Annotated in this window: 13 protein-coding genes and 4 pseudogenes; 4 read left to right on the top strand and 13 right to left on the bottom strand. The window is 59.8% G+C overall.

The window, feature by feature from the left end; all coding sequences use genetic code 11:
• Window positions 1-81 precede the first annotated feature (81 nt).
• The 5 genes and pseudogenes from JN403_RS09505 to rplM form a co-directional block, all read right to left on the bottom strand.
• On the bottom strand, window positions 82-849 hold the full coding sequence (locus tag JN403_RS09505; protein ID WP_205486813.1) for a cytochrome c1: 768 nt from the start codon (window positions 847-849) through the stop codon (window positions 82-84).
• Window positions 849-2,059 (bottom strand): annotated as a pseudogene (locus JN403_RS09500) (cytochrome bc complex cytochrome b subunit). The gene JN403_RS09505 and the pseudogene JN403_RS09500 overlap by 1 nt, the downstream one beginning before the upstream one ends.
• Complete coding sequence (gene petA, locus JN403_RS09495; RefSeq protein WP_122622619.1) at window positions 2,059-2,652, bottom strand: ubiquinol-cytochrome c reductase iron-sulfur subunit; 594 nt, start codon at window positions 2,650-2,652, stop codon at window positions 2,059-2,061. Before petA ends, JN403_RS09500 begins: the two are co-directional and overlap by 1 nt.
• Window positions 2,653-2,776: 124 nt before the next feature.
• A complete protein-coding gene (gene rpsI, locus JN403_RS09490; protein WP_065992123.1) occupies window positions 2,777-3,169 on the bottom strand; it encodes a 30S ribosomal protein S9 in 393 nt (130 codons plus the stop codon).
• A 14-nt stretch (window positions 3,170-3,183) separates the two neighbouring features.
• Complete coding sequence (gene rplM / locus JN403_RS09485; protein WP_019693576.1) at window positions 3,184-3,612, bottom strand: 50S ribosomal protein L13; 429 nt, start codon at window positions 3,610-3,612, stop codon at window positions 3,184-3,186.
• Between the two features lie 239 nt (window positions 3,613-3,851).
• Here rplM and JN403_RS09480 point away from each other — a divergent pair, with 239 nt between their 5' ends.
• Complete coding sequence (locus tag JN403_RS09480) at window positions 3,852-4,889, top strand: NADP(H)-dependent aldo-keto reductase (RefSeq protein WP_122536136.1); 1,038 nt, start codon at window positions 3,852-3,854, stop codon at window positions 4,887-4,889.
• 78 nt (window positions 4,890-4,967) lie between these two features.
• Here JN403_RS09480 and JN403_RS09475 read toward each other — a convergent pair whose 3' ends face one another.
• Window positions 4,968-6,104, bottom strand: coding sequence for an acyl-CoA dehydrogenase family protein (locus tag JN403_RS09475; protein ID WP_122622490.1), 1,137 nt, complete (start codon window positions 6,102-6,104; stop codon window positions 4,968-4,970).
• A 220-nt stretch (window positions 6,105-6,324) separates the two neighbouring features.
• Here JN403_RS09475 and JN403_RS09470 point away from each other — a divergent pair, with 220 nt between their 5' ends.
• A complete protein-coding gene (locus JN403_RS09470) occupies window positions 6,325-7,245 on the top strand; it encodes a GlxA family transcriptional regulator (RefSeq protein ID WP_172612965.1) in 921 nt (306 codons plus the stop codon).
• A gap of 83 nt (window positions 7,246-7,328) precedes the next feature.
• Here JN403_RS09470 and zapE read toward each other — a convergent pair whose 3' ends face one another.
• From zapE to JN403_RS09455, 4 genes and pseudogenes are all read right to left on the bottom strand, one after another.
• Window positions 7,329-8,423, bottom strand: coding sequence for a cell division protein ZapE (gene zapE / locus JN403_RS09465; protein WP_122535921.1), 1,095 nt, complete (start codon window positions 8,421-8,423; stop codon window positions 7,329-7,331).
• Window positions 8,424-8,484: 61 nt separating this feature from the next.
• Window positions 8,485-8,973, bottom strand: coding sequence for a hypothetical protein (locus JN403_RS25415; RefSeq protein ID WP_240356872.1), 489 nt, complete (start codon window positions 8,971-8,973; stop codon window positions 8,485-8,487).
• Between the two features lie 41 nt (window positions 8,974-9,014).
• Window positions 9,015-9,832 (bottom strand): annotated as a pseudogene (gene trpS / locus JN403_RS25410) (tryptophan--tRNA ligase); the annotation flags it as partial.
• A 28-nt stretch (window positions 9,833-9,860) separates the two neighbouring features.
• Window positions 9,861-10,488: pseudogene (locus JN403_RS09455) on the bottom strand (alpha/beta fold hydrolase).
• Between the two features lie 145 nt (window positions 10,489-10,633).
• Here JN403_RS09455 and JN403_RS09450 point away from each other — a divergent pair.
• Entirely contained in the window at window positions 10,634-11,071 is a 438-nt protein-coding gene (locus JN403_RS09450; protein ID WP_122535918.1) for a DUF1043 family protein, read from the top strand.
• A gap of 139 nt (window positions 11,072-11,210) precedes the next feature.
• Here JN403_RS09450 and cysN read toward each other — a convergent pair.
• The 3 genes and pseudogenes from cysN to JN403_RS09435 form a co-directional block, all read right to left on the bottom strand.
• Window positions 11,211-13,108: pseudogene (gene cysN / locus JN403_RS09445) on the bottom strand (sulfate adenylyltransferase subunit CysN).
• 15 nt (window positions 13,109-13,123) lie between these two features.
• On the bottom strand, window positions 13,124-14,041 hold the full coding sequence (cysD, locus tag JN403_RS09440) for a sulfate adenylyltransferase subunit CysD (RefSeq protein WP_122535916.1): 918 nt from the start codon (window positions 14,039-14,041) through the stop codon (window positions 13,124-13,126).
• Window positions 14,042-14,188: 147 nt separating this feature from the next.
• Window positions 14,189-14,947: a Nif3-like dinuclear metal center hexameric protein gene (locus JN403_RS09435; protein WP_205486812.1), complete on the bottom strand. Its 759-nt coding sequence runs from the start codon at window positions 14,945-14,947 to the stop codon at window positions 14,189-14,191.
• Between the two features lie 98 nt (window positions 14,948-15,045).
• On the opposite strand from JN403_RS09435, the gene algW reads away from it, so the two are divergent.
• On the top strand, window positions 15,046-16,212 hold the full coding sequence (gene algW, locus JN403_RS09430) for a Do family serine endopeptidase AlgW (protein ID WP_122535914.1): 1,167 nt from the start codon (window positions 15,046-15,048) through the stop codon (window positions 16,210-16,212).
• The last annotated feature ends 2 nt before the right edge of the window (window positions 16,213-16,214 follow it).

Here is a 16,214-nt window from a genome sequence, read left to right as displayed (position 1 = left end):
CCCGCCACTATACCTGCTCTCCCCTCATTACCTGAAACAGTGCAGCTGCAAGCGGCGCAGACCCGCGAATCAGACGGCTGCTCAATGGATGTCTTTCCAGAATTCGCGCTTGAGCAGGTAGGCAAGGATGAGCAGCACGGCGAGGTAAAGCAGCACGTAGGTGCCGATGCGCTGGTGCTGCAGCTTGTCCGGGTTGGCCGAGTAAGCGAGGAAGGTAACGAGGTTCTTTATCTGCTCGTTGAACTGCGCTTCGGTCAGCGTGCCGGTGTTGGGAACGGCGACCAGTTGATCGCAGGTTTCGTGGGGAAGGGGCGTGTCTGCGTGTTCTTCTTCCACCCCGCGCCGCTGAACCTCCCTGCAGCGGAGCCTCTGACGCCCCTGAAGCCCCTCCAGCACGTTGGGCATGGCCACGCTGGGAAAGACGATGTTGTTCACGCCCCAGGGCCGCGTCGGGTCCTCGTAGAACGAACGCAGGTAGCCATAGAGCCAGTCCGTCCCGCGTACCCGCGCGACGAGGGTCAGATCGGGCGGTGCTGCGCCGAACCATGTTTTCGCGTCCGCCGGCTGCATACCGATGATCATGTGATCGCCGATTTTCGCCCCGGCAGGCGCCAGCCTTTCCAGCATCAGCGCGTGGGAGATACCGAGATCGTCCGCAACGCGCTCGTACCGTTGGAACTTGGCGCTGTGGCAACCCATGCAGTAATTGACAAACGTGCGCGCACCATCCTGCAGAGCGGCCTTGTCAGACACGTCGATGTCGACGCTCTCCAGGTCCGCAGCGTGCTCAGTGGCGAATGACAACGCCGGCAACAGGGCAATGAGCAAGACAGCGAGCAACCGTTTCATCAGCTCGTCACCCTGTCCGGCACCGGCTTCGTCCGCTCCATGCGCGTGTAGAACGGCATCAGGATGAAGTAGGCGAAATACAGGACAGTGCAGATCTGTGACAGCAATGCGCGCCCGGGGCTCGGCGGCAATACGCCCAGCACCCCGAGGGTCACGAAGGACCCGCAAAACAACAGCAGCCATACCCGGCTCAGCCAGCCCTTGTAGCGCATCGATTTGACCGGACTGCGGTCAAGCCACGGCAGGACGAACAGCACGGCGATGGCTGCACCCATGGCCATGACGCCGAGGAGCTTGTCCGGGATGGCGCGCAAGATCGCGTAGAACGGCGTGAAGTACCAGACCGGCGCGATGTGCTCCGGGGTCTTCAAGGCGTTGGCCTGCTCGAAGTTGGACTTCTCGAGGAAGTAACCACCCATCTCCGGAAAGAAAAAACCACTGAGCAGAAGATAAACAGAAACACTACGACGCCAAGTAAATCCTTGACCGTGTAGTACGGGTGAAAGGGAATGCCATCCAGAGGATTGCCGTTCTCATCCTTGTACTGCTTGATGTCGACGCCATCAGGGTTGTTGGAGCCCACTTCATGCAGCGCCAGGATATGCAGCACCACGAGCCCGAGCACCACGATTGGCAGCGCCACCACATGCAGCGCGAAGAAGCGATTGAGGGTGATCCCGGAGACCAGGTAATCGCCGCGAATCCACTGCGCAAGGTCGTTGCCGATAAAGGGGATGGCGCCGAACAGGGAAATGATCACCTGGGCGCCCCAGTACGACATTTGCCCCCACGGCAGCAGGTAGCCCGTGAACGCCTCGGCCATCAGCGCCAGATAAATCAGCATGCCGAAAACCCAGACCAGCTCCCGCGGCTTCTGGTACGAGCCGTACAGCAGCCCGCGGAACATGTGCAGGTAGATGACGATGAAGAACGCCGACGCGCCGGTCGAATGCAACAGCCGCAGGATCGAGCCGTATTCAACGTCACGCATGATGGACTCGACCGAGGCAAACGCCCCCTCGGCCGTGGGCGTGTAACTCATGGTCAACCAGATCCCCGTGAGGATCTGGTTGACCAGCACCAGCAGCGCCAGAACACCGAAAATGTAAAAGAAATTGAGGTTCCTGGGCACGTAGTACTTGCTCAGGTGGTTTTCCCACATTGAGGTCGCAGGAAAGCGCGCATTGATCCAGTCCATGAGCTTGCTCATCACGCTTGCTCCTGATCCACACCGATGACGATGATTGAGTCCGACTCGTAGGAATGCGGCGGCACCGGCAGATTCAGCGGTGCAGGCTGCGCTTTGTACACGCGCCCGGCGAGGTCATACCTGGAGCCGTGACAGGGACAGAAATATCCACCGACCCAGTCTTTGCCCAAGTCGGCGGGGGCGACTTCGGGGCGAAACGTGGGCGAGCAGCCGAGATGGGTACAGATGCCGACCAACAGCAGGATTTCGGGCCGGATGGAACGGACCACCGGATCGACATAGCCAGGCTGGGTAGAATCCTTTGATTCGGGATCGGAGAGACGGCTCGTGAGCTGGCCCAGACCGGAAAGGATCTCGGGCGTACGACGGACAATCAACACCGGCTGACCGCGCCACTCGGCGATCATCTGCTGGCCGGGCTCGATCTTGCTGATGTTGACTTTGACCGGTGCTCCCGCCGCCCTGGCTTTGGCGCTCGGGAACCATGAGCCTACGAACGGCACGGCGGCGCCGACCGCTCCTGCTGCGCCTACCACAGACGTGGCAGCCACAAGGAAGCGACGCCGACCCGTGTTTACGCCGCCATTGCCCATGGCGCCCTCTCCCGTCAGCATCCGAGATCTCCTTGGCCAACGCCTGCGGAATCAATAAAAGACAGCCATAAAAAAACGCCCAGCTTCGTATAGAAACTGAGCGTTCTTTTTGAACGGAAGCGAATTAGCGCTTCGAGTACTGCGGACGCTTACGCGCTTTACGCAGACCGACTTTCTTACGTTCAACTTCGCGAGCATCGCGAGTTACGAAGCCTGCTTTGCGCAGAGCGCCGCGCAGGGTTTCGTCGTATTGCATCAGAGCGCGGGTGATACCGTGGCGGATTGCGCCAGCTTGACCACTCACACCACCGCCGATGACAGTGACATAGATGTCGAATTTCTCGACAGTCTGAGTCAGTTCCAGCGGCTGACGAACTACCATGCGGGCAGTTTCGCGACCGAAGAACGAGTCCAGGGAACGGTTGTTGATGGAGATGTTACCGGTACCCGGACGCAGGAAAACGCGAGCGGTTGCGGTCTTGCGACGGCCAGTGCCGTAATTTTGAGTCGCCGACATAATGAACTATTCCGTTAAAACTTCAGTTCTTGGGGCTGCTGAGCAGTATGAGGGTGTGCAGCGCCCGCATAGACTTTCAGCTTACGATACATGTCGCGACCCAGCGGGTTCTTAGGCAGCATGCCTTTGACCGCGGTCTCGATCACGCGCTCAGGAGCTTTGGCGATCAGCTTTTCAAAGTTGATCGACTTGATCCCGCCCGGGAAACCGGAGTGAGAGTAGTAGATCTTGTCGGTGGTCTTGGCACCGGTCACACGGATCTGCTCGGCATTGATCACGACGATGTAGTCGCCAGTGTCAACGTGCGGAGTGTATTCCGGCTTGTGCTTGCCACGCAGACGGCTCGCGATTTCAGTGGCCAGACGACCCAGGGTCTGACCAGCAGCGTCGACGACGAACCAGTCGCGCTTTACTGTTTCCGGTTTAGCGGTAAAAGTTTTCATTCTTTATAGCCTCAAAGGCCGCCCTGAAAAATAGACGGCGGAGCATACTCATTAGTACGGTCTTTGACAAGTCAAAGGCCGCCGGGCACGAACGCTATAGGGGGCTCGGGTCAGCGCGTTCGATCGCAGCGGTTTCTTTTGTCGCGGGGCATCACTCCAGCGACAAAGAGGAGCGGAATTATGCAGATTGCGAAAAAATTTCAACCTGCTTTTATGGCTCTTTTAAACAGGAGAGCCAAATGGACTACCGCCAACTGGGCAGAACCGACCTCAATGTCAGCGCAATCTGCCTCGGCACCATGACTTGGGGCGAGCAGAACAGCCAGTCCGAGGCCTTCGCGCAGATCGAACGGGCCAAGGCTGCCGGCATCAATTTCATCGACACCGCCGAGATGTATCCGGTGCCGCCGAAGAAAGAAACCTACGCCAGCACCGAAACCATCATCGGCAACTGGTTCAAACAGAGCGGCGACCGCGCTGACTGGATTCTCGCCAGCAAAATCGCCGGTCCCGGCAACGGCATCGACTACATCCGTGACGGTCAGCTGAAATTCAACCGCGATCACATCGTCGCGGCGCTGGATGCCAGCCTCAAACGCCTGCAGACCGATTACCTCGATCTGTATCAACTGCACTGGCCTGAGCGCAGCACCAACTTCTTCGGCAAGCTGGGTTACAACCACAGTGAGGAGCAGTTCACCCCGCTGCTGGAAGTGCTCGAAGCGCTGGACGAGCAGGTCAAGGCCGGCAAGATCCGCCACGTGGGTCTGTCGAACGAAACGCCGTGGGGCACCATGAAGTTTCTCGCCGAAGCGGACGCCCATGGCCTGACGCGCCCCGTGTCCATTCAGAACCCCTACAACCTGCTCAACCGCAGCTTCGAAGTGGGTCTGGCGGAAGTGGCGATTCGCGAACAATGCGGCCTGCTGGCCTATTCGCCCATGGCGTTCGGCATGCTGTCCGGCAAATACGCAGACGGCGCTCGCCCTGCCAAGGGCCGTTTGAGCCTGTACAGCCGCTTCACGCGCTATTTCAATCCGCAATCTGAAGCAGCCTGTGCGCGCTACGTTGCGCTGGCCCGCGAGCACGGTCTTGATCCGGCGCAAATGGCGTTGGCGTTCGTCACCAGCCGCAGCTTCGTTACCAGCAACATCATCGGTGCGACCACGCTGGAGCAGCTGGAAAGCAACCTGGCGAGCGCGGAACTGGTGCTGTCGGATGAAGTGCTGGCGGGTATTGAAGCGATTCACAAGGATCAACCGAATCCTGCGCCTTGATCGGTGATCGCGTGATCGCTGATTGACTGTGGAACCGCAGAGGGTCTTTACAAGGCCCCTCTGGGGTTCAGCACAGGATTACAGAGACCGGGCAATGATCTCTTTCATGATTTCGTTGGTCCCGGCATAGATCCGCTGCACCCGCGCATCGGCCCACGCCCGGGCGATCGGGTATTCCCACATGAAGCCGTAGCCGCCATGCAACTGGACGCATTCGTCCAGCACCTTGCATTGGAGGTCGGTCGACCAGTATTTCGCCATGGCCGCCGTCGGCACATCCAGCTTTCCTTCCAGATGCAACTCCAGGCATCGATCAATGAACGTACGACCAATCTGAACTTCGGTAGCGATTTCAGCCAGTTTGAAACGGGTGTTCTGGAAGTCGATGATCGCCTTGCCAAACGCCTTCCGTTCCCGCGTGTACTCGAGTGTCCATTGCAAGGCGGCTTCGGCAGAAGCTATGGCGCCGATGGCCACCGTCAGACGCTCCTGCGGGAGCTCCTGCATCAAATACGCAAAACCCATCCCGGCCTGACCAAGCAGGTTTTCCCTGGGCACTCTGACGTCCTGGAAGAACAATTCCGACGTGTCCTGCGCCTTCATGCCGACCTTCTCCAGTCGCTTGCCTTTCGCGAAGCCCGGCGTGCCCGCTTCCACGACAAACAGACTGGTGCCCTTCGCGCCCGCCTTGGGATCGGTCTTGGCGACGACAATCACCAGATCAGCAAGAAATCCGTTGGTGATGAAAGTCTTCGAGCCATTAATGACGTACTCGTCCCCGTCCAGCACCGCAGTGGTCTTGACCCCTTGCAGGTCAGAGCCTGCGCCTGGCTCGGTCATCGCAATGGCGGTGACCAGCTCCCCGGAGACCAGTTTGGGCAGATATTTGAGCTTCAGCGCCTCGCTGCCATAGTGCAGGATGTAGGGCGCAACGATGTCCGAATGAAGGGAAAAACCGATACCGGTCAGGCCGAGCCGAGAGATTTCTTCGATCACCACGGTGGTGTAGAGAAAATCCGCGCCCATGCCGCCGTACTCTTCCGGCAAGTGCGAACACAACATGCCCTGCTCCCCCGCCCGATTCCACAGCGTGCGGTCGATGTGGCCCTGCTTCTCCCACTGGGCATGAAACGGCGCCGCGTGCTGTTCGAAGAACTTGCGCACGCTGTTTCGGAAAAGCTCGTGCTCTGAGCTGAAGAGTGTTCTGGGAAGCATGGCTGCACCTGACGAGAAGGATTGTCGGACAAAATGTCAACAGAGCGTAGGCGCAGCCGGATGACGGCGACACTGGACACATCCGACAAAAAATAAGACGATCACGCCGTTGCTTGACCACTTTCCCATATAAGAACAAAAGACTATGTCTATCCAACCCATCACGCCGTTGCGGCGTGTCAGCATTCTTGCGATCGATGGAATTTTTGCCTCCACGCTCATGCAAGCCAAAGACTTCTTTCACCTCGCCAGCCTGCGCTATGGCAAGCAGTTGGGACAGGGCTTCAAGCCGGCCTTCGAAACCCGACTGGTCAGCCCGGACGGCAAGGAAGTGCGCAGCTTCAGCGACGTCGTCATCCCTGTAGATGGCGTGCTTGAACACAGCGACATCATCATCCTTCCCGCTTTCGTCGAAGATTTCGACACCCTGCGTGAGCGCTATCCGCAAATCCTGCCGTGGCTGCGTGAGCAACATGCGCGCGGCGCCGTGCTCTGCGGCGAGGCCAGCGGCGTGTTCTGGCTTGGGGATGCGGGGCTGCTCGACGGCAAGGAAGCGACGACCTACTGGCGGTTTTTCAACGAGTTTGCTGAGCGTTTTCCGAACGTGCTGCTCAATCAGGAAAAGCACCTGACCGACGCCGATAACCTGTATTGCGCAGGCGGCACGATTTCAGCGTGTGATCTTTATATCTACCTGATCGAGCGCTTCTGCGGCGCCCATGTCGCGCAGACCGTCGCCCGCGACATTCTCTACGAAGTGCAACGCAGCTACGCCCCGGGACGGATTGGTTTCGGCGGGCAGAAGCTGCACCAGGACGTGATCATCCTGCAGATTCAGCACTGGCTCGAAGAACACTTCGCCGACAAATTCCGTTTCGAGGATGTGGCTCGCGAGCATGGCATGAGCATCCGCAACTTCATGCGCCGCTTCCAGACCGCAACGGGCGACAAGCCGCTGCATTACCTGCAACGCCTGCGCATCGAAACCGCGAAGGGCTTGCTGTCGGGCTCTCGCAAGAGCATCAAGACCATCAGCTATGAAGTCGGCTACGACGATGCCAGCTTCTTCGCGCGGCTGTTCCGTCAACACACCGACCTGTCTCCGAACCAGTATCGGCAGCAGTTCCAGCAGGCGGCCTGAAGGCAGCTTCAAGCGGCAAGTTTCAAGCTGCAAGTGGCGAGCTGGCCTCTTGCAGCTTGCCGCTTGAAGCTTGCCGCTGCTCCCTAGGGCTTATGCGCCCGCGACAGGAATTCGTGGGACTGCATTTCCAGCAATCGGCTGAGCGTGCGCTGGAATTCGAAGTTCAGGCGGCCGCCGGTGTACAGGTCTTTCAATTCGACTTCCGCCGAGATGATCAACTTGACGTTGCGATCATAAAACTCGTCGACCATGTTGATGAATCGACGCGCGATGTCGTCGGTGGTCACGCTCATCTGCTCGACGCCGCTGAGCAGCACCGCATGGAAGATCTTGCCCAGTTCGATGTAGTCGTTCTGGCTACGCGGCCCGTCGCACAGCTCGCGGAAGTCGAACCACGCCACGTCGTCGCAGGTACGGATCGCCTTGATCTGCCGATTCTCGATGATCAGCACATCGTTCTCGATGGCCTTGGTGCATTCAGGGGTCAGCGCACGGAAGCTCTTGCGCAGACTCTCCTCCGCCGCCTCGTTCAGCGGGAAGTGGAACAGCTCGGCTTGCTCCAGATGGCGCAGGCGATAATCGACACCGCTGTCGACGTTGACGATCTCGGTGTTCTGCTTGATCAGCGCGATCGCCGGCAGGAAACGCGCACGCTGCAAACCGTCCTTGTAGAGACCGTCGGGAACGATGTTCGAGGTCGCGACCAGGGTCACGCCATTCTTGAACAACTCTTCCATAAGCGTCCCGAGGATCATCGCATCGGTGATGTCCGACACGAAAAATTCGTCGAAACAGATCACCCGCGCTTCTTCGGAAAACTGCTTGGCGATCAGGGTCAGCGGGTTCTTTTCGCCCTTGAGGTTTTTCATCTCCTCATGCACACGCTTCATGAAGCGGTGGAAATGCGTGCGCGTCTTGTCTTCAAACGGCAGCGCTTCGAAGAAGGTGTCGACCAGGTAGGTCTTGCCCCGGCCGACACCGCCCCAGAAATACAGCCCCTTCACAATCGGGACTTCTTTCTTGCCGAACAGCTTGCCCAGCAATCCCGGCTTGCGGTCATGGGCGGCGACCAGATCGTCGTACAGACGCTGCAGATGGCGCACCGCATTCTCTTGCGCGGCGTCGTGGAAAAAGTCCGGACGCTTGAGGTCAGCTTGGTATCGTTCTAGAGGGGTCATAGTCGCTTGCAAGGGAGCAAAAACGGGCCGTCACTGTAGCGATGGCCCATTGGAATGGCAATTAATCCTGTTGTGGCGCGAGCGCCAGTTTCAGGCTCTCGATCGCGGCGTCACGGGCGGCGGCATCGGCGAACGTCGGGCTGTCGGCGACACACGCATCATTCAGCCACAGGGTGAAGGCATCGCCTTCGGGCCGGATGTCCAGCTCACCGCCCTGCTGCAACGCTTTGGTCACCGCACCGGCGGCTTTGCCGTCTGCGAAATTGCGCGACAGCAGCAGTTGCTCGCCATCGGCCGCCAGCAGCCGGAAGCGGAAACTGCCGCCGTCTTCACGGAAGCTAACGAAGCGTGGGCCTTTGCCGGCTTTCTTCTTGGCCGTCGTGACGGTTTGCGCGGCGGTGCGGAATGAACGCAGGCCGACCGCTTCGCGCAGCTCGCCGAGAAACGGCGTGGCCACACGACGGGCCTTCTCGGCGCCCGCTTGCAGGATGTCTTCCAGGTCAGCGGGTCGCTCGATCAGGCGATGGTAATGCTCGCGCGCTTCGCCCAATTCGGCATCCAGCAACTGGAACAGGCGCTGCTTGGCATCCCCCAACCCAATCCCTGCAACAGGTCGGAGCGGAACTCGTCGCCTTGCTCTTTAGTGGCGAATGCCTGGTACAGCGTGAACAGATGCGACGTCTCCGGATCCTTGGCTTCCCCGGCAGGCGCGAGTCAGTGACGATGCGGGATATTGCTTCCTTCATGTCTTTGGCGCTGGTGAACAGCGGCACGGTGTTGTCGTAGCTCTTCGACATCTTGCGACCGTCCAGGCCAGGCAGGGTCGCGACGCTCTCTTCGATCAGTGCTTCGGGCATCACGAAGAACTCTTTGCCGTTGCCGAACAGGTGATTGAAGCGCTGACCGATGTCGCGCGCCATTTCGACGTGCTGGATCTGATCACGGCCGACCGGCACTTGATGGGCGTTGAACATCAGGATGTCGGCGGCCATCAGCACCGGGTAGCTGAACAGGCCCATGGTGATGCCGGCGTCCGGGTCTTCACCGGCTTCGACGTTCTTGTCCACCGACGCCTTGTAGGCGTGGGCGCGGTTGAGCAAGCCCTTGCCGGCCACGCAGGTCAACAGCCAGGTCAGCTCGGGGATTTCCGGAATGTCGGACTGGCGATAGAACGTGACGCGCTCGACGTCCAGCCCTGCCGCGAGCCAGGTCGCGGCGATTTCCAGACGCGAGCGCTGAATGCGCAGCGGGTCATCGCATTTGATCAGCGCGTGGTAGTCAGCCAGGAAGTAGAAAGAGTCGGCATCGCTTTGGCGGCTGGCAACGATGGCCGGGCGGATGGCACCGGCGTAGTTGCCAAGATGCGGTGTGCCGGTGGTGGTGATACCGGTGAGGATACGAGTGGTCATGGCGAGTCGCTTATTTTGGGTGCTGCGATCAATTCGAAAGGCGCGGCAGAATCAGATCCTTGAGATCGGTCAGCTTGCCGTGAAAAAGTGCCCGCATTCTGCCACTTTCAGCAGCTCATGGGGGCGCTGAAGCGTGTCAGACCACGCGTACACACGTTGTGGGTCAACGACTTCGTCGGTTTCCGGCTGAATGAGCGTCAGCGCGCCCTTCTGCGGCAATGCGTCCACGTTGGCGATGCGCATCACGGCAGGCGCAACCATGAACAAATGCTTCAGGGTTTCGCCTTCAGCCTCAAGACGCCCGCCCAGGGTAGCCGCCACGAAACCACCGAAGGAAAAACCGAACAAGGTCATGGGCAGATCGGGATGTTTATCCCGCAGCCACGTCGCGGCAGCCTGTGCGTCGTCGACTTCGCCCTCCCCATGTCCGAGCTGCCGGCGCTGGCGCCAACGCCACGATAGTTGAAGCGCAGGGTGATCAGGCCGGCATCGCGCGCAGTGCGCTGCAGTGTCGAAATCACTTTATTGAGCATGGTGCCGCCCTGAACCGGGTTAGGATGGCATATCAGCGCGATGCCTTTGGCCTCGTCCAGATCGAGGTACAACGCTTCGAGTTGGCCCACCGGGCCGTCGATGAATACAGGGGTCTCACGCATGAGCAAGAATGAACTCCGTGACCTTCAATTGGGTCGACTCGTCTAGCTGATTGTCTGTGGCTGGCAGGCTGGCGACGCGTCGCCGCTATACAGCGCAGGTTCGAGCCGTTAACGTAAAGCAAAGCCGTTTATAGAGGAAGGACTCGTGGATTACTCGCTCTTAGTTTGGTTGCTGCCGACCATCGCCCTGGTGGTTGGTGTGATCATCGGTTTCTTCGTGGCGCGCGCGCTGCCCAATGCCGTGCCTAACGGGACTCAGCGCCAGCTGGATGACGTTCAGGAGCGTTTCGATACGTATCAGAACGAGGTGATCACCCACTTCAACAGCACGGCCAATCTGGTGCAGAAGCTGTCGCAAAGCTACCACGATGTCCAGGAGCATCTGGCCGAAGGCGCCAACCGTCTGGCCACCGACGACATCACCCGTCAACGACTGCTCGCCGCGCTGCACCCTGACGCGCTCCATCCACACCGCGACCGCCTGACGCCACCACGCACCGCCGCTGAACCGCCGAAGGACTACGCGCCCAAGTCGGCTGATTCCCCGGGCATGCTGGATGAGCATTACGGTTTGAAGAAATAGCCAACCCGTTTCACAGAAAGCCCGCCCCTGAGGTGATCAGGGGCGGGCTTTTTGTGGCGAGTGGTTGGCCGTGATCCGCAATGGGCCGGAAACAAAAAACCCGCCATCACTGGCGGGCTTCTTGTTGGGCAAGCGGCGTTTAGATCACGCCACGGGTCCGCAGCAGATCCAGCACTTGCTTGACGCTTTCTTCGACATTCAGCGACTGCGTGTCGATGACCAGGTCGGCGTCAAGCGGGACGTCATACGGGAAGGATTCACCCGGGATGTTGTCCTTGTCGGCGGCATAGAGCCCTTGCGGATCACGCTCGCGACAGACCTGTGGCGACGCCTGAACGTACACGGTGATCAATCGATCATCGCCGATCAGCGCCTTGGCATTCTGCCGACCGCCCGCGTCCGGCGCGACGAACGCCGCGAGGGTCAGCAGGCCCGCTTCGTTGAACTGACGCGCAACGTGGGCGGCACGACGCCAGTTCTCGGTGCGACCGGCGCGATCTTGCGGCAAGCCCTTGTTGACGTCGTGACGCAGATTCTGGCCATCAAGAACGAACACCCCACGGCCCATGTCGAACAGCTTGCGCTCTACGGCATACGCCAGCGTGCTCTTGCCTGCACCCGACAGACCGCTGAACAGCACGGTCGCCGGCTTCTGGCCGAAGCGCTGAGCGCGCTCTTCTGCGGACACATGGGCCGGCGCGCCGTGATGACTGCCGCCACCCGCCACCACCGGTTTGGCGATGATCATGCCGGCCGCCACGGTGCCGTTGGTCAAACGGTCGATGACGATGAACGCCCCCGTCGTGCGGTTGCTGTCGTAGCCGTCGAGGGCGATCGGCGCGTCCAGTGCGATCTTCACGCGACCGATTTCATTCAGCTGCAGCGAACTGGCAGGGCCTTCTTCCAGCGTGTTCACGTCAACACGATGGGTGATGCTGGCAATCGAACCCGGCACGTAGGACGTGGCGCGTTTGATGTCGTATTTCTTGCCCGGCAGCATCGGCTCTTCAGCCATCCACACCAGCATGGCGTCGAAGGCGTCGGCCACCTGCGGGACGTTGTCCGCATGCACCAACAGGTCGCCACGGGAGATGTCGATCTCGTCTTCCATGGTCAGCGTCACCGCCTGACCCGGGCCCGCATGCTCCAGCTCGCCTTCGAAGGTGACGATGGATTTCACGCGGCTGCTCTTGCCGGACGGCAGCACAACCACTTCATCGCCCTTGTGCACGATGCCGCTCGCCAGGGTGCCGGCGAAACCGCGGAAGTTCAGGTTGGGACGGTTGACGTACTGCACCGGGAAACGCAGGTCGGTGAAATTGCGGTCGTTGGCGATCTCGACGGTTTCGAGAATCTCCATCAGCGACTTGCCGGTGTACCACGGCGAACGCTCGCTGCGGTTGACCACGTTGTCGCCCTTGAGGGCCGACATCGGCACGAATTCCATGGTGGTCGGCTTCAGCGCAATGCGGTCGGCGAACGCCAGGTAATCAGCCTTGATCTGCTCGAAGACTTTCTCGTCGAAGCCGTTGAGGTCCATCTTGTTGATGGCGACCACGATGTGCTTGATGCCCAGCAACGAGGCGATGTAGCTGTGGCGCTTGGTCTGGGTCTGCACGCCGTAGCGGGCGTCGACCAGAATGATCGCCAGGTCACAGGTGGACGCACCGGTGGCCATGTTGCGGGTGTACTGCTCATGGCCGGGGGTGTCGGCGATGATGAATTTGCGCTTGGCGGTGGAGAAGTAACGGTACGCGACATCGATGGTGATGCCCTGCTCGCGCTCGGCCTGCAGGCCGTCGACCAGCAGCGCCAGATCGACTTCATCGCCGGTGGTGCCGGATTTTTCGAGTCACGGGTGATGGCTTCCAGATGATCTTCATAGATCATCTTGGAATCGTGCAGCAGACGCCCGATCAACGTGCTCTTGCCGTCGTCGACGTTGCCACAGGTCAGGAAACGCAGCATTTCCTTGCGTTCATGCTGGCCCAGATAGGCGAGGATGTCCTCGCTGATCAATTCAGATTGATGCGACATGTTCAGACACCCTAATTAGAAATAACCCTGACGTTTCTTTTCTTCCATGGAGCCGGCGCCATCGTGGTCGATGACCCGGCCCTGGCGCTCGGAAGTTCGCGTCAGGAGCATTTCCTGAATGATGTCGGTGAGGCTGGTGGCCTCGGACTCGACAGCGCCCGTCAACGGGTAGTCGCCCAGTGTGCGGAAGCGGACCTTCTTCTTGACGATGCGCTTCTTGTCCTCGTCGGACAGGTGATTACGCAGGCGGTCGTCGTCGATCATGATCCAGGTGCCGTTCATCTCGATGACTTCGCGCTCGGCGGCGAAATACAGCGGGACGATCGGGATGCCTTCGAGGTAGATGTACTGCCAGATGTCCAGCTCGGTCCAGTTGGAGAGCGGGAACACGCGGATCGACTCGCCTTTGTTGACGTTGCCGTTATAAACATTCCACAGCTCGGGACGCTGGTTCTTCGGGTCCCAGCGGTGCTTGGTGTCACGGAAGGAATACACGCGCTCTTTGGCGCGGGATTTCTCTTCGTCACGACGGGCGCCGCCAAACGCGGCATCGAAGCCGTGCTTGTCGAGGGCCTGTTTGAGGCCCTGGGTTTTCATGATATCGGTGTGCTTCGAGCTGCCGTGGGTCAGCGGGTTGATACCCTGCGCGACACCTTCCGGGTTCACGTGCACGATCAGGTCCAGGCCCATCTCCTCGACCATCTTGTCGCGGAAGCGGTACATCTCCTGGAATTTCCAGCGGGTGTCGACGTGCATCACCGGGAACGGCAGCTTGCCCGGAAAGAAGGCCTTGCGCGCTAGATGCAGCATCACGGCAGAGTCTTTACCGACGGAGTACAGCATCACCGGGTTATCAAACTCGGCAGCGACCTCGCGGATGATGTGGATGCTTTCCGCCTCCAGCTGTTTCAGATGCGTCAGTTTGTCGACCATGGTTACTCACGGGATAACGTACATGTATGGAGAGCCTGCGGGCTCTATCGAGCGAGGCACTTTATCATGGGGCCTGATTCTATTCAGCGGCGGGGATAGATCGAAACGATCTAACCATATAGCTCAGGCTTTGGACCTCCGAACTTGCTAAATCGGGTTCGGACAGTCGATGAACAGATGCTCCAGGGCAAAGCGCCGCGCCAGATAATCGCCCAGGGCCTGCACACCATACCGCTCGGTGGCGTGATGGCCGGCGGCGATGAAGCTGATACCGTTTTCCCGCGCGCTGTGAAAGGTCTGCTCGGACGCCTCGCCGCTCAAATACAGGTCCACGCCGGCCAGCACGGCTTGATCGATGTAGCCCTGCCCGCCCCCGGTGCACCAGCCGACCCGGCGAACCATGCCATCGCCCTCGATCAGCAGCGGCTCGCGCCCCAACGCACTCTGCACACGACGGGCGAAGTCCCGCGGTGTCATGGCCTCGCTGAGTGAGCCGACCAACCCGACGATGCGCGGATTGTCCGGGTCCAGCGGCCCTTCGACGGTGATCTCCAACTGCTGGGCCAACTGAACGTTATTGCCCACTTCGGCATGAAGGTCGAGGGGCAAGTGATAGGACAGCAGGCTGATGTCGTGCTTGAGCAGCGTCTTCAACCGGCGCTGTTTCATGCCGGTAATGCAGGGATTCTCGCCCTTCCAGAAATAGCCGTGATGAACCAGCACCAGATCGGCATTGGCCTCCACCGCCGCGTCCAGCAGCGCCTGACTGGCGGTGACGCCGGAGACGATTCGGCTGACCTGCGGCCGACCCTCGACCTGCAGGCCGTTGGGGCAATAATCCTGAATCCGCGCGCTCCCGAGATAACGGTCCGCTTCTTCAACCAGGGTGCTCAAGGCAACCGCCATAAAAGTCTCCTAAATATGCAGTCCAGACCGTGTCGGTCCTCGTATAATGCCGGCCATTATGGCGCAGCTAGGCGCTTCTACCTTCAGGACTCCGCTCAATGTTTAAAGCGCTGCGTTTTCTCGGCTGGCCCTTGCTCGCTGGCGTGCTTATCGCTTTATTGATTATCCAGCGCTACCCCGAGTGGGTCGGACTTCCAAGCCAGGACGTGAACCTGCAACAAGCGCCGCAGCAGACCTTCGTGCAACAAGGCCCGGTGTCGTACGCGGACGCCGTCAGCAGCGCCGCCCCCGCCGTGGCCAATCTGTACACGACCAAGATGGTCAATAACAACAATAAACCCAACCATCCACTGTTCGACGACCCGCAGTTCCGTCGTTTCTTCGGCGACAACCTGCCTAAACAAAAGCGCATGCAGTCGAGCCTGGGATCGGCCGTAATCATGAGTCCGGAAGGCTACCTGCTGACCAACAACCACGTGACCTCTGGTGCGGACCAGATTGTCGTGGCGCTCAAGGATGGCCGCGAGACGATTGCCAAAGTCGTCGGCAGCGACCCCGAGACCGATCTTGCGGTCCTGAAGATTGATCTGAAGAACCTGCCCTCCATTACCCTCGGCCGTTCTGATGCCATCCGCATCGGCGACGTTGCATTGGCCATCGGTAACCCGTTCGGGGTTGGCCAGACCGTGACCATGGGCATCATCAGTGCCACCGGACGCAACCAACTGGGCCTCAACACCTACGAAGATTTCATTCAGACCGACGCGGCGATCAACCCCGGTAACTCGGGCGGCGCGCTGGTGGACGCCAACGGCAACCTGACAGGGATCAACACGGCGATCTTTTCAAAGTCCGGTGGCTCCCAAGGTATCGGTTTTGCGATCCCGACCAAGCTGGCCCTGGAGGTGATGAAGTCGATCATCGAGCACGGTCAGGTGATTCGCGGCTGGTTGGGCATCGAGGTACAGCCGCTAACCGAGGAGCTTTCTGAATCGTTCGGGCTTAAGGATCGTCCGGGCATCGTGGTCGCCGGGATCTTCCGCGACGGCCCGGCGCAGAAGGCAGGTTTGCAACTGGGTGATGTGATCTTGAGCATCAACGGCGAACCGGCAGGTGATGGCCGTCGTTCAATGAATCAGGTGGCCCGCACCAAGCCGACTGACAAGATCGCCATTGAGGTCATGCGCAACGGCAAGGAACTGAAACTGAACGCCGAGGTGGGTGTGCGCCCACCGCAGACGACGGCGCCTGCGGCGGAGAATTGATC

This window comes from Pseudomonas sp. 15A4 (genome assembly GCF_016925575.1).
GTDB lineage: Bacteria > Pseudomonadota > Gammaproteobacteria > Pseudomonadales > Pseudomonadaceae > Aquipseudomonas.
Note: the sequence above shows the minus strand (reverse complement) of the source record. Positions and strands in the feature narration are given on the sequence as shown.

Bases quoted from the DNA above. Each gene is read 5' to 3' on its own strand.
- JN403_RS09505 (WP_205486813.1), bottom strand. From the start codon at position 849: ATGAAACGGTTGCTCGCTGTCTTGCTCATTGCCCTGTTGCCGGCGTTG.
- petA (WP_122622619.1), bottom strand. From the start codon at position 2,652: ATGGGCAATGGCGGCGTAAACACGGGTCGGCGTCGCTTCCTTGTGGCT.
- rpsI (WP_065992123.1), bottom strand. From the start codon at position 3,169: ATGTCGGCGACTCAAAATTACGGCACTGGCCGTCGCAAGACCGCAACC.
- rplM (WP_019693576.1), bottom strand. From the start codon at position 3,612: ATGAAAACTTTTACCGCTAAACCGGAAACAGTAAAGCGCGACTGGTTC.
- JN403_RS09480 (WP_122536136.1), top strand. From the start codon at position 3,852: ATGGACTACCGCCAACTGGGCAGAACCGACCTCAATGTCAGCGCAATC.
- JN403_RS09475 (WP_122622490.1), bottom strand. From the start codon at position 6,104: ATGCTTCCCAGAACACTCTTCAGCTCAGAGCACGAGCTTTTCCGAAAC.
- JN403_RS09470 (WP_172612965.1), top strand. From the start codon at position 6,325: ATGCAAGCCAAAGACTTCTTTCACCTCGCCAGCCTGCGCTATGGCAAG.
- zapE (WP_122535921.1), bottom strand. From the start codon at position 8,423: ATGACCCCTCTAGAACGATACCAAGCTGACCTCAAGCGTCCGGACTTT.
- cysD (WP_122535916.1), bottom strand. From the start codon at position 14,041: ATGGTCGACAAACTGACGCATCTGAAACAGCTGGAGGCGGAAAGCATC.
- JN403_RS09435 (WP_205486812.1), bottom strand. From the start codon at position 14,947: ATGGCGGTTGCCTTGAGCACCCTGGTTGAAGAAGCGGACCGTTATCTC.
- algW (WP_122535914.1), top strand. From the start codon at position 15,046: ATGTTTAAAGCGCTGCGTTTTCTCGGCTGGCCCTTGCTCGCTGGCGTG.